This is a genomic window from Lederbergia galactosidilytica (genome assembly GCF_017873565.1).
Classification (GTDB): Bacteria; Bacillota; Bacilli; order Bacillales; family Bacillaceae_C; genus Lederbergia; species Lederbergia galactosidilytica.
In genome coordinates this window covers 141,960-154,967 of record NZ_JAGGKH010000007.1, presented here as the reverse complement: position 1 = coordinate 154,967, position 13,008 = coordinate 141,960, and the positions used below count along the sequence as shown (strand labels likewise).

The following is a 13,008-nucleotide window of genomic DNA, read 5'->3' as shown; positions in this document are numbered from 1 at the left end:
TCACATTTATATGCATTTAGGAGAAAGATAAGGACAAGTCATTTTATATTTTTGTATTATTTAGTTAGTATCCGAATGCGGAAATAATGCAAGCCTCTTCAATCATATTTCACTCTTAAACCAAATACCTCTATAAATCCAGCAGCTTGCTCAGGCGAAATAATCGTGCCACGAAGGTCGTTTTCTTCTGCATGAATAAAAGTAAAGTCACAGTGACTAAGATCAATATTTCTCAAAGACGTTCCGGTAAATTGAACATCCTCAATAACAGAGGTAGTGAAATCTGTATATTTTAGACTTGAATCAATAAAATTGGCCCCTTTTAAAATGCATTGATCAAAACGTACATCTTGAAGCTCGGCTAAATTAAGCAGGGCATAGGGAGCTTGACAATGATAAAATATTACATCATTAAAACGAGCTTGATCAAAATTAGTGCCAACCAATTTGCATTGAACAAATTTAACCCGGGTGAAGCTAGCTAGACTAAAATCTAGATTAGTAAGATCGCAATTCTCGAAAACAACATCACTCCATGAAGAAGAAGGAAGTTGGATATTATCGAAGATGACTCCTGTTATACGAATTTCTTGAAAACGAACATGCTCCGCATAAACAGAACTGGGAAAGCTTTCGAGTTCACCATATTCATATGTAGAACGATCGTCGATTTGATCAATAGTTAAGGTATCCAAGTCGCCTGGTAAATCTGGTAATTGTATTTTTCTAGTTCTGTTCTTTTTCATTTATAGCACTTTTTCAGTAATTATTTTCTAACTTAATTTGTATGTTAATTGAATTATAACAAAGCTGCAAACTTTCTTATCGAAGAAATTTATCTTTATTCTAAGTTTAACTTAATTATTGATGAAAGCTATAGACAAGTTTCTAGAATGCTAGATTTATTTACTGAACAAATGTCATATTTTGATAAAAAGATGAAACTATATTATTGTTTATGTCGTATGAAAGATAAAGATGGATATTCATCCTAGAAAGGTTGTTGTAAAAATGAAGAAATATATGGCGATTGTGCTCGGCTTTTTATTAGTTATAATGTTGGCTGCGTGCAATGAGGGAGAAAAGACAGTTGAGAATAAGAAAGATGAGAATCCTCCTACAGCTGAGAAAGGAACTGAGGAAAAGGAACAGGAGGAAGCAAAAGGAACGAATGCCAAAATAGAAGGAGAGCAATCAAAAGAGGATACGAGCAATAAGGACGAGCTTAATTTATTAGAAGTATTTAATAAAACAATAGAAGAAGCTAATGGGGATATAGATAGTTTTGAAAATAATATGAAGTTGAAACAGATTACAGAAGACGGGGAAAAGAAGGTAACGATGGATACTGATACAGCAATGAAAGTCATTTTAGAACCTTTCAATCTTCAACAAAATATGGTAATTTCGATGGAGATGGGGGAAGAGAAAGAAGGATATACAGTTGAAGCATTTTTAACAGATGATGGATTTTATATGTATCAGTCTAATCAAGATATGTGGGTGAAGCTACCTGCTGAAAATACTGAACAACTTTTCCAAACGCAAAACGGACAACAAAATCCGGCTCAACAATTAAAACAGTTTGAGGATTTTATAGAAGATTTCTCAATTGATCAAAATGACAAAAATTATATTCTAACTTTAAATACATCTAAAGAAATTGAAAAATATTTAAAAGAAATTGCAAAAGCTCAGATGTCTCAGACTACGGAAGTGGGAGCGGACTACTTCGATAAAATGAAATTTAATAAAGTAGATTATGAGATCCATATTGATAAAGAAACATATCGTTTAACCAATTTAAAGATGATCATGGATTATAATACGGAGATGGATGGTGACTCTGTAAGGGTTGTACAAGATGTTCAAAGTGAATATATGAACTATAATGAAGTGAAAGAAATTAAAGTGCCTGCAGAAGCAATCGAACAAGCAGAAGAAATTGAAATGTAAAAAAATCCCCCGATCCCTAAGGATCGGGGGATTTAATCTGGTGTAGATATGCTCTTAGCTATTTCATTTTTAACGTGACCTTCAGTTATTCGCTTAATACGCCTTGCTCTTCATAATATTTTTTAGCTCCATCATGTAATGGAATCCCGGCGAGATCAGTAACAGCTTCTTCTAATTTCATTTGTTTTACGATAGCATGAGTATCTTCAAGCTCACCAAGATTATCCCAAAATACTTTTGTCATTTCATAGATCGTGTCATCATCAACTGAAGCATCAGCCATAAGCATCATTTTAATAGCAAGTGTCTCAACATCTTTGTCTTGCCCATCATATGTATCGGCTGGAATCGTCATCTCGGTATACCATGGATATTCTTCCATTAATTGTTTGCGGATATCTTCCTCAATACCAATCAATTGTCCATTCGCTGTTGAGATCATTTCTGTTACACCGGCTGTTGGAAGTCCAGCTTGAATAAGAGCACCATCAATTTGTTTATTGCGCATTAAATCAATTGCCTCGGTAAAACCGACATAGTTTTCCTTAATATCGTCAGGATAGGCGATATCATAAGCTGGTAAAATAATACTTGATTCAACTTCAGGTGTGCTACCAACAGATCCTGGGGCAAACTTTTTCCCTTTAAGGTCAGCAAGGGAATCAATTTCTGAACCTTTTCGCACAACAATTTGGTTTGGATTTAAATAAAGACCGGCAACGATACGGACATTATCATATTTACGATCTTTAAACCCTCTCTCTCCATTGTACGCTTCCCAAATAATACCAGCTGTCGCAAAGGAAATTTCTGCCTCGCCTTCCTTCATAAGATTTAAGTTTTCTACTCCACCATTAGAGGCTTGAGCATTTACACGTAAATCGTCTATATTGTTATTCCATAGATTTGCCATTGCAGAACCTAATGGATAGATTGTGCCTGTTGTAGAAGCGGTTGGGAAATTCAAGTTCACTTGCTTTCCAGATTCATTTCCAGTGTTCTTACCACAAGCGCCAAGAAGCATTAAAAGTGTCATTACTCCTGCAACTAACAGGACACGCCATTGTTTGTTCATAATTTGAATTCAAATCCCTTCTATAGTAAAAAATTATTTATTTACAACTTGTTTCTGTTCTGGCCCTATTGTTTTTGTTTGGATCAATTGCCATATAGAGACAATGACTAATAGAGAAATTCCGATAATATCTGTTATATGATCAGGTGCAATCATGAACAAACCGATTGCGATAAATAAAATTCTCTGTATTACATTAGCTCTTCCAAACAGCCATCCTTGTAAGCCGCCAGCTAAGGCAATAACACCAATTGTCGCAGTTAGAGCTGGAATAATACTTGCTGTATAGCTGCTTCCTCCTAATAGTAATGCCGGTTGGTAAATAAAGAAGAACGGTAAAATAAACCCAGTAATTCCTAATTTTACGGCAGTTAAAGAAACCTGATTTTGATTCGTATTTGCAAGTCCTGCAGCAACATAAGAAGCAAGTGCAACAGGTGGAGTAATATTGGATAAACAAGCATAGATTAAAACAAACATATGGGCAGCAAGTGGAGTAATCCCCAGATCGATGAGGACCGGAGTTCCTACTGTTGCGACAATTACATAGGCTGCAACTCCCGGGACACCCATACCTAAAATAATACTCATCAACATAACAAGAAAGGCAGCAATAAAGATACCATCATTTGTATAGTTCATCACACTATAACCGAAATTTAATCCTAATCCTGTCAACGAAACTGTACCAATAATGACTCCGATAAGAGCACAAGCGACAGCAACACCAATTGCTCCCTTCGCTCCTTCTGCTAGGGCAGCTAAAATATCCTTTAATCCCATACGTGTTTCCTTGCGAAACCAACTAGCAATAACACAAGCTAGTATCGAAAACACAGCAGCATACAGAGGAGTATAGCCCATAAACATAAGAGCTAATAGAACAATGAGTGGGAGGGACAAATGTCCCTGCTTTTTCAGCACTTCCCAAACATTAGGAATATTATCTTTAGAGATACCTTTTAATCCTAATCTTTTTGCTTCGAAATGAACGACCATGATTAAGGCAAGATAATATAAGAATGCAGGAATAATGGCGGCAACCATAACAATGGTATAAGATACGCCTAAATATTCTGCCATTACAAATCCTGCGGCTCCCATAATTGGAGGGGCAAATTGTCCTCCGGTTGAAGCAACGGCTTCTACAGCAGCTGCAAAACGAGCTTTATAGCCATTCTTTTTCATTAAAGGGATAGTTAAAGTACCTGTTGTAGCGACATTAGCAATTGCACTACCGTTAATCATTCCCATTAAAGCACTGGCAATCACAGCAACTTTTGCCGGTCCGCCAGGAGTACGGCCAGCAATAGTTAAGGACAGATCATTGATAAATTGGCTAAAACCACTCTTACTTAAAAAAGCACCGAATAAAATGAATAAAAAGACAAATGTTGATGATACACCAATGGCTATTCCGAAAATGCCCTCACTTCCCCAGAATAAATAATCAATGATTCTTTTTACGGTAAAGCCATTATGTCCGAATATACCTGGAATAAAGGGTCCGAGAAAATTATAAAGGAGAAATATAAAAGCCAATATAGCAAGATTCCCTACTACTCGCCTAGCAGCTTCAAAAACAAGGATAATTCCGATTGCTCCGAATATGTAATCTGGTGTAAGTAAGAAACCACCACGGAGAACGACGGTTTTATAGTTCAATAATAAGTAGCCAATCGAAATAATCGATAATAGAATACAAATAATATCAACCGCAGATGGATAACGTATGTTTCGTTTGCTTTTCTTTGAAATAGGATACAAAAGAAAGGTCATAATTAATAGAAATAATAAATGCCAGCTTCTTAAGGTAATGGCGTCAAAAATACCGGAACCAGCTGAAAAGATTTGGAATATTGACCATATAATGGCGATACCAGTTATTAGTTTTGCTGTTTTTCCAATATAAGTTCGTATACGTGATTCACTGTCTACCTTCTCAATTAAATCTTGTGATGTATCAGCTTGATTTGCCACTAAAATTCTCTCCGATCTTCTTAATAAAAGTTGAAATTTTAAGATATTATAAAAAATTATATTATTATAGGAACACACTCCTGTCAATAGCTTCCAAGACAGGCAAATAATAGAGATTCACTAGAATCTTTCCTTTCTCTTTCTTTTTTTCCTGTTAACATACGAGACTATCTTAGCACGATACTTCATTACGGAAAAGCGTAAAAGTGGTAAATGGATAATATATGTCTAATATTACAAACTCCATCATTATGTGAATTCTAATTTAGCCATTTGGCTATGCTATCCAAGAAGGAGTGTGAAAGCATGGCTAGGAAAAAGGAAAAACATAAAGAACCGACTATTGCTTCGGGTATGGATGACCAAAAAGAATTAGAGGAAAGTGCTACAAAAAATGAGGTAGCAGAAGGGGAGTATACGGAAGTTACGCATTTATCTTACGATGAGGTAGAGCCGAGCTGATCCCCATAGGAAATGGCCCTTTAAAAATGCTCTTTCGTTTTTTTAGGGCTTTTTTCTCGTATATTATATTTCGTTCGAATTTGCTTTATCTTCTCATATCTATCCAATTTTAATGTAACCAGAGTATTATGCGATAACCTGTCATCGAAAGAGTAGGTATATGGCACTGCAACCAAGGACTAAATTTTGTGAAATTTCAAGTAAAAACTGTTATAGGTAATCTGTTTAGTGTAAAATTAAATCAATCAACTTGATTTATACAAAATATTGTTTGAGGTTTTAGCAGTTTGTTATTTGAGGAGGTGCTAATCGCGATCAAGTTAATAAGACATAAATTTAATTGATGGGCGGAGATGGATAAAATTAAACAGTTTAGCTTTTTGAACATAGTGACAAATACGTGTTTATTTCTGTTTGAAATATTGCGAGGAGAAAAAGGAGTGAGGAAAGTGATCCAGGCTGTACAAAAATATCTATGTATCTTTGCTATCATTTGTTTGGTGCTTCAACTAGCACCTACCATAGCAGCTGGCCAAAATGAATCAAAGACTAAAGGCACGCAACCTCCAAGCAAGATAGACCGCGCGGAATATTTGGGGATGAGTTTATATAAAGGGCATCTTCATACCCATACTTCTTTAAGTGATGGAATTAAACTACCAAGCGATGCGTATGAATACGTCAAGAATAATACTAATTTAGATTTTTACGCAGTAACCGAACATGATGTCACCTATGATATAAGCACTGGTAGCGACTATATTGATGATTACCTGGATTCCTATTCAGATGAATATAAACTACTTCATGAGCAATCGAACGATCATAATCAAAACAATCAATTTATTACATTACCGGGTACAGAGGTTACTTGGTATGATGACGCTGGTCATATAAATTTATTTAATGCCGATTGGTTTCCAAGAACTTATGGGAAAGGAGCGGACGGAACCTGGGGATGGGGAAATCGGAAATATGATTTACCTACCTTTTATGCTAGATTGGCACAAGATCCAGATGCCATTGGTCAATTTAATCATCCATCCGCTTCAGGAAAGGGGAACTTTTTTGATTTTAAACATTATAATCCAGATGTTGACGAAAATATGAATCTATTTGAATACAAATATTCCAGTCATTTCGATACTTTTATGATGGCCCTTGATAAGGGATGGCATATAGCTCCTACATTTGGAGGGGACGAGCATAAGGGTAGTTGGGGGACTGTTCAGCCAAATGTTACTGGATTATGGACAAAGCAGTTCTCAAGGAATGGAATATACGATGCCATGAAGAATCGTCGTACTTTCAGCTCTTTTGACCGCAATCTCGAACTAGCTTTTTCAGCAAATAATCAAATAATGGGCTCTATTTTACCTGTGGAAACAAAAAAGATAAACATTCATATCGAAATGAAAGATCCTGATCCTACAGATGAAATTGATAAAGTAGTGGTGTATAAAAATAAGGGTGAGGTAGTTAAGGAGTATAAAAATATCGCTGCAACGGAATTTAGCCAAAAAGACACTTTTCCAAGTGAAGATGGTGATTATTTCCTAGTACGCGTATTTCAAAAGGATGGCGATGAAGCCATCACAGCACCAATATGGATAGGAGAACATACACGTGGTACGGATTCCGCACCAGAAATTAAAATCAGTGGAAATATTCCCGATAAAGTGAAAATGGGAGATACTGTATTGGTTCCAGAAGCCTCCGCAATGGATGATCGTGGAGAATCCCCGGATGTCAAAGTAGATGTATTTGATGCAAAAAGGACGGTTGATGTGACGCAAAATCGTTTTAAAATATCTGAATACGGAGAATACTTTATTCGTTACACAGCAACGGATTCGCGGGGAAATACGCGTGTAGAATTAAAAAGAATAGTAGTCGATAATAAAAACTTAGATGCGGAAAAACTATTAAATGAATTTGAACCTACTGTTCATGTCGGTGAAGATCGCGATGAAATTAGACTGAATTTAGTAACGGATAATGTATTAGAGAAATCCTATGTGCAATTTCAGCCAAAAACAGAGCAAACAAGTAAAAAATGGAATAAAGCCAAAAATGTAAAAACAGAAGTTTCTCATTTTCAAGTGGCATATGGAGATACATTTGAAGAAAGTAATTACCGTGTTATGTCCGCTCATGAAGCTACATTATCCGGTTTACAAAAAGGAACTGTTTATAAATATCGTTATGGTTCTGGCCCAAATGGACCTTGGAGTAACGAGTACGAATTTAAGACAGCCGATTCGAATGAAGCTACTATGTATATAATGGGAGATCTTGATATCCAAAATCAGGGAGCAGAGGAATATCAAACATTCAACCAAATGCTAGAAGTATTAAAGGAAAAGAATGCAGATGGGCAACTCCTTATACAAACGGGCAATTTTATTGGTAACGGTGGTCATATATCAGCTTGGAATAATTTATTCAAGCATATTTATAAAGATATAAATATTCCGATTGCGCATGTTGTTGGAGAGCAAGAGCGGTTTACAGATAGAAAGTTAGGGGCATTTTCAGGTTTCCATAACTTCCCCAAAAATGGAGAAGGTAGCTATCAGGAAACGAATTATTCATTTGATGATGGAGAAGTCCACGTAGCTGTGTTGCATTCACTTCTTCATCTAGATGAGCAATTGGAATGGCTTGAGAAAGATATGCGTGCTACGGACAAAAAATGGAAAGTCGTGATGGGACATTATCCATATTTTGGCGGACAATTCAGTGATGAACCTGGAATGGATATAAATCGAACAAAAGTTGCAAAGAAATTTCAGCAACTGGGCATTAGTCTTTATTTAGGTGGTCAGGATCGTATTTATAAACGAACGACTATTCGAGATGGTGAAAAAGATACTTCAGAACAGGCTATGAATTTAGGTACCACCTTTGTGACAGTTGGTTCAGCAGGAACCCATTTTTATGGTAATAAAGAATTTAATTGGGACCATATTGTCTACGATGAGAAACTGCAAACAGGGATTATTCTCGAGGCTGATCAAGATTCTCTTCGCCTCAAGGCATACAATGTGAAAGGGGAAGAAATTGATCAGTTTACAATTAAGCAACCGCAAGATTACTTGGATTTAACAAGTTTTGAAGTAGATGATACCAAGTTTAAAGGAATTGGCTTGTTAAATTATCCTGGCCCTATTGATAAGGTAGTAGTGGTTGGCGAAAAATATGATTATGCAGGGGAAAAGCTTTTAGAAACACAAGTAAAAGAAATGAAGCTAGAGCATTTAGGAAGAGAACAGGTGATATTGTTTGACAAGCCAATCCCCTTCGAAGATCAACATATGTTGAAAGTGACGATCTATGATGAAAATAAGAAACCTCTCATCCCTACAAGAATTGTCAAGGAAGGAATGATAGGGGATGGGTCTGAAGAAAATCCGTATAAAATTAAATCAGTGGCAGGGTTAAATAAACTTCACGAGTTTCCAGACAAACATTTTATTTTGGAAGAAGATATTCTCGGGGAGGGAAATTTGTTTCCAGCAGTAGGAGTAGATGGACCTTCATTTACAGGAGTATTTGATGGAAATGGTCATACAATCTCGGGACTCATTGTTTCAACAGGTGGAGCTGGTTTATTTGCGGTAAATGCAGGGGTAATTAAAAATGTTGGACTTATTAACACAGATATCGATGTTCAGCGCAGCAATGTTGGAATGTTGGTTGATCAAAATGATGGAATGGTTGAAAGTTCATATAGCACTGGATCAATTATCGGAAATTCAACCGTTGGTGGATTGGTTGGCTATTCAAATGGCACGGTTAAGAATAGTTATTCAACGGCAAGAGTAAAAGCGAGAGGAAAGCAAGCTGGTGGTGTGATTTGCATAACTAATCGCGAAAGTTTAACAGAAAATATCTATGCGTCGGGTAGTGTTTCAGCGGGCCAAAGTAATGCAGGGGGTTTAAGTGGTTATGCGTATAATGCAACCACCATTCAAAATAGTATCGCCCTTAATCCTTCGGTAGTGACGATTAGTTCAGCAAATAGAATCGTTGGCCGCGTATTGGCTGGAGAGACGGCAACTTTAAATAATAATTTAGCAGATGAAAATATGATTGTCAGTAAAGAAGGGATCACGAAAGAAGATCCTCAAAACGAAAAAGGACTTGGAAAAGCGCAAGAAGAATTAAATAGTCAAACATTATTTGAAGAAGAACTTGGCTGGGATTTTCATAAAATTTGGATTTGGAATGAAGAAGCTGGTCGCCCTTTACTAGCTCAGAATCAAGAAAAATTGGATATAGGAGGAGGAAAACAACCGCCCCTTGAGAAAAATGAGCAAGGCTTTTATTGGATTCAATCCTTTGAGGATTTAGAAGTCATCAATCAATTTCCTTCTGAGAATTACATTTTGCAGAAAGATTTGGGTTTGGCAGGGAAAACTGTTCAGCCCGTCGCCACCGATATTCCATTTATGGGTATCTTTGATGGCAATGGAAAAGTAATTCGTGATTATAGATCAATCTCCGGTGGATTGTTCCATATGAATCGAGGAACGATCAAAAATATTGGCATACTGGAAGCAGATGTAACAGGTGATAATAGTTCACCACAAACAGGAATACTGGTTGATTTAAATAATGGGAAGATCGAACAAAGTTTCTCAACTGGAAAGGTTAGTGGAGCAAATACAGTTGGTGGTCTTGTAGGGTATTCGAATAAAATTATTCGCAACAGCTATTCTACAGCAGATATAATTGCAAATGTCAGTCAAGCTGGTGGTGTGATTGGTATAACAAATACTGGCAGCACAACAGAAAATGTCTATGCAACCGGAAATGTTAAAGCTCTGAAAAGTAATGCAGGAGGAATTAGTGGCTATGGTTATAATGGTACGGTATTGAAAAATTCGATCGCCCTAAATGCAACTGTTACAACTCCTACTAGTGCAAATAGGGTAATGGGCAGGGTATTAGCAGGTCATACAGCCACATTAGAAAATAATTATGCATTTGATGAGATGAATGTGGACGTAGAAGGTGTAAAAGAGGAATCTCCAACAACGATTAAAGGCCGAGGGCTTTCACAGGATGAAATTGAAGTGAAAACAACCTATGAAGAACGTTTAGGTTGGAATTTTGAAACGATTTGGGAATGGGATGAGTTAAGAAAACGTCCTATTTTAAAAGACGTCAAAGAGGAATAGGATGAACAAATCAATCATCGGTGGTATTCCGCTAGGTGTTAGTTGAACCATTCCGCCTTTGACAAATAGTCGCTCCCTACCGATGCTTCCCCAAGTTCACTAAAGTCTTAAAATAAAATGATGCTTTAAAAAGAGTGTGAAATGGTGCTATTTCCACTCTTTTTATAAATTTGAAAATAATAGTATAATAGAAATGTGATAATAAAAGGTTATTTATAGGAGTGATCAAATGATCAAGGGGATCGTTGGAGTGGACATAGGCGGGACAAATACCGTTATAGGGTTGTTTAATCAAGATTTGACATTATTGGAAAAGAAAAGTCTGCCTACTTTAAAACCGAATTTTCCTGCTAAAACGAATAAACCTGTAGAATTTTTAGATGAATTAGCAGAAGAGATTAATGCGCTTATAGTAAAAAATGATTATCAAAATAAGGTGGAATGTGTAGGAATTGGAGTACCAGGTATTGTTAATCCTGAAAGCGGTATCGTTATTAATGCTGTTAATTTAGGATACCAGGATGTTCCGTTTGCGGAAGAGATGAAAAGTAGGTTAGCTTTACCAACTTTTATTGATAATGATGTACGGACTTACACAAGGGGAGAAGTAGCAGTGGGAGCAGGTGCAGGTTTAGAAAATGTTATCTGCCTCACTTTAGGAACAGGAATGGCAGCTGGGATTATGATCGATGGAAAAATGATTCCTGGTGCCAATTACTTTGCTGGAGAGATTGGCCACGATCCAGTTCCTGGTAATGATACAGTATGTAATTGTGGAAATATTGGCTGTTTAGAAACCATTGCCTCTGCTAGTGGAATTGCTCGGTTAGCAAAGCAAGCGATTCAATCGGGGAAACCAACCATTTTAAATGGCTTAGCCGGAGAAATTAATGCAAAGGAAGTTTATGAGGCTAGCGTAAAAGGGGATCAAGTAGCGATTGAAGTTTTTAAGGAAGTAGCAACCACATTAGGGTTTAAATTACTCTCGGCTACATACTTAGTAAATCCTGAAGTCATTATTATTGGAGGTGGGGTAGCAGCAGCAGGACACTTTATAACGGACCCGATAAAGGAGATATTTGAAAAATATTATATTAATGAAAAAAAACCACTTATTGTAACGGGAGAACTGGGGGATTCTGCAGGACTAATCGGAGCAGCTTCACTAGCTCGGGCCAAGCATTTTTAGTAAAGCTTGAAGCAGTTGGAAAATAACTCACGTCATAAAAAACTTATAATCTATTTTGAATTCTAGGAGGAAGGAAAAGTCTAGAGAATCAACTTTAACAATTATATTTCCCCTTCCTCTCCAAAGAATAAATATAATCTAATTGTTGATTTTGTGTAATAAGTTAAAATGTTGTAGTTTTTATTAAATCTATTTACTTATCAGAAAAAGTGGAAAAATACTTGAATAATAAGCAATAGTCAACTAGAATAGAATTATCGAAACGTTTCAATTGTAATGAAGGAGGATCATTATGAAAAAAATACCTGTTGCTGTACAAATGTTTACATTGCGTGAGGAAAGTGCACAAGATTTTGCTGGAACTTTGAAAAAGGTAGCTGAACTGGGCTTTGATGGTGTTGAATTTGCCGGGTATGGAGATTTATCTGTTCAAGAAGTCCGTAAAATTTTAGATGAAGTAGGTTTGAAAGCGGCTGCGAGTCATGTACCCTTAGCTGATTTAAAAAATGATCTAGCAAAGGTGATTGAAGAACAGAAAGTTTTAGGAAGTCGTTATATTGTATGCCCTTTCTTGTTACCAGATGAAAGAAATGAAGAAACCTATCAATCTTTGTTAACGTTCTTTAATGATGCTGGCGAAACTTGTAGAAAAGAAGGATTAACGCTTTGTTACCATAACCATGATTTTGAATTAGAAAAACTTGCAGATGGCCGAACAGCTTTGGAAACAATCTTTGATGATGTGCCATCAGAAAATATTCAAACAGAGCTAGATATTTATTGGCTTACGAAAGCTGGAGAGCAGCCAACTGAATGGATCAAGCGTTATAAAGGCCGAACCCCTTTAGTGCATTTAAAAGATATGACTGTAGATGAAGAACAGTTCTTTGCAGAGCTAGGAACTGGTGGAGTTGATTTAGAGAGTGTACTAGCCTTAGGGGAAGAAGCAAATGTTGAATGGTGGGTTGTTGAACAAGACCAATCGCGTAAGACACCTTTTGAAAGTATTGAAATTAGTATTAATTACCTTAAAGGTAAACTTCCATATTTAAATAAATAAGAAATCAAAACTGACAAGCTATTCATGTTTGTCAGTTTTTACTTTTACAAAAAGAAAGGAAATTAAAGGATCTTGTCGAACAATAAAATAATAGATTCAA

General features: G+C 36.3%; 8 protein-coding genes. 5 read left to right on the top strand and 3 right to left on the bottom strand.

The features are described from left to right. Nucleotides 1-98: 98 nt before the first annotated feature. Nucleotides 99-746, bottom strand: coding sequence for a pentapeptide repeat-containing protein (locus J2Z23_RS09415; RefSeq protein ID WP_064467757.1), 648 nt, complete (start codon nucleotides 744-746; stop codon nucleotides 99-101). A 265-nt stretch (nucleotides 747-1,011) separates the two neighbouring features. Between J2Z23_RS09415 and J2Z23_RS09410 the strand changes: the two genes are divergently transcribed. Continuing rightward, the gene (locus J2Z23_RS09410; RefSeq protein WP_128738459.1) at nucleotides 1,012-1,956 is read left to right on the top strand and encodes a DUF6612 family protein; all 945 of its coding nucleotides are present in this window, start codon (nucleotides 1,012-1,014) and stop codon (nucleotides 1,954-1,956) included. 85 nt (nucleotides 1,957-2,041) lie between these two features. On the opposite strand, the gene J2Z23_RS09405 is transcribed toward J2Z23_RS09410, so the two are convergent. Then, nucleotides 2,042-3,031 carry a TAXI family TRAP transporter solute-binding subunit gene (locus J2Z23_RS09405; RefSeq protein ID WP_209973731.1) on the bottom strand — a complete coding sequence of 330 codons (990 nt, stop codon included), beginning with the start codon at nucleotides 3,029-3,031 and terminating at the stop codon, nucleotides 2,042-2,044. A 33-nt stretch (nucleotides 3,032-3,064) separates the two neighbouring features. Further along, complete coding sequence (locus J2Z23_RS09400; RefSeq protein WP_209973729.1) at nucleotides 3,065-5,011, bottom strand: TRAP transporter permease; 1,947 nt, start codon at nucleotides 5,009-5,011, stop codon at nucleotides 3,065-3,067. A 306-nt stretch (nucleotides 5,012-5,317) separates the two neighbouring features. Between J2Z23_RS09400 and J2Z23_RS09395 the strand changes: the two genes are divergently transcribed. The 4 genes from J2Z23_RS09395 to J2Z23_RS09380 all read left to right on the top strand — a co-directional run bounded on the left by J2Z23_RS09395 (nucleotide 5,318) and on the right by J2Z23_RS09380 (nucleotide 12,908). Next, complete coding sequence (locus J2Z23_RS09395) at nucleotides 5,318-5,473, top strand: hypothetical protein (protein WP_165589606.1); 156 nt, start codon at nucleotides 5,318-5,320, stop codon at nucleotides 5,471-5,473. Nucleotides 5,474-5,913: 440 nt separating this feature from the next. Next, entirely contained in the window at nucleotides 5,914-10,659 is a 4,746-nt protein-coding gene (locus J2Z23_RS09390) for a CehA/McbA family metallohydrolase (RefSeq protein WP_338018419.1), read from the top strand. A gap of 229 nt (nucleotides 10,660-10,888) precedes the next feature. Further along, nucleotides 10,889-11,848, top strand: a complete 960-nt coding sequence (locus J2Z23_RS09385) for an ROK family protein (protein WP_057985046.1) — start codon at nucleotides 10,889-10,891, stop codon at nucleotides 11,846-11,848. A 292-nt stretch (nucleotides 11,849-12,140) separates the two neighbouring features. Next, nucleotides 12,141-12,908 carry a sugar phosphate isomerase/epimerase family protein gene (locus J2Z23_RS09380; protein ID WP_057995466.1) on the top strand — a complete coding sequence of 256 codons (768 nt, stop codon included), beginning with the start codon at nucleotides 12,141-12,143 and terminating at the stop codon, nucleotides 12,906-12,908. The last annotated feature ends 100 nt before the right edge of the window (nucleotides 12,909-13,008 follow it).

Coding starts and splice junctions, on each gene's coding strand:
- J2Z23_RS09405 (WP_209973731.1), bottom strand. CDS start 3,031: ATGAACAAACAATGGCGTGTCCTGTTAGTTGCAGGAGTAATGACACTT.
- J2Z23_RS09385 (WP_057985046.1), top strand. CDS start 10,889: ATGATCAAGGGGATCGTTGGAGTGGACATAGGCGGGACAAATACCGTT.
- J2Z23_RS09410 (WP_128738459.1), top strand. CDS start 1,012: ATGAAGAAATATATGGCGATTGTGCTCGGCTTTTTATTAGTTATAATG.
- J2Z23_RS09415 (WP_064467757.1), bottom strand. CDS start 746: ATGAAAAAGAACAGAACTAGAAAAATACAATTACCAGATTTACCAGGC.
- J2Z23_RS09380 (WP_057995466.1), top strand. CDS start 12,141: ATGAAAAAAATACCTGTTGCTGTACAAATGTTTACATTGCGTGAGGAA.
- J2Z23_RS09395 (WP_165589606.1), top strand. CDS start 5,318: ATGGCTAGGAAAAAGGAAAAACATAAAGAACCGACTATTGCTTCGGGT.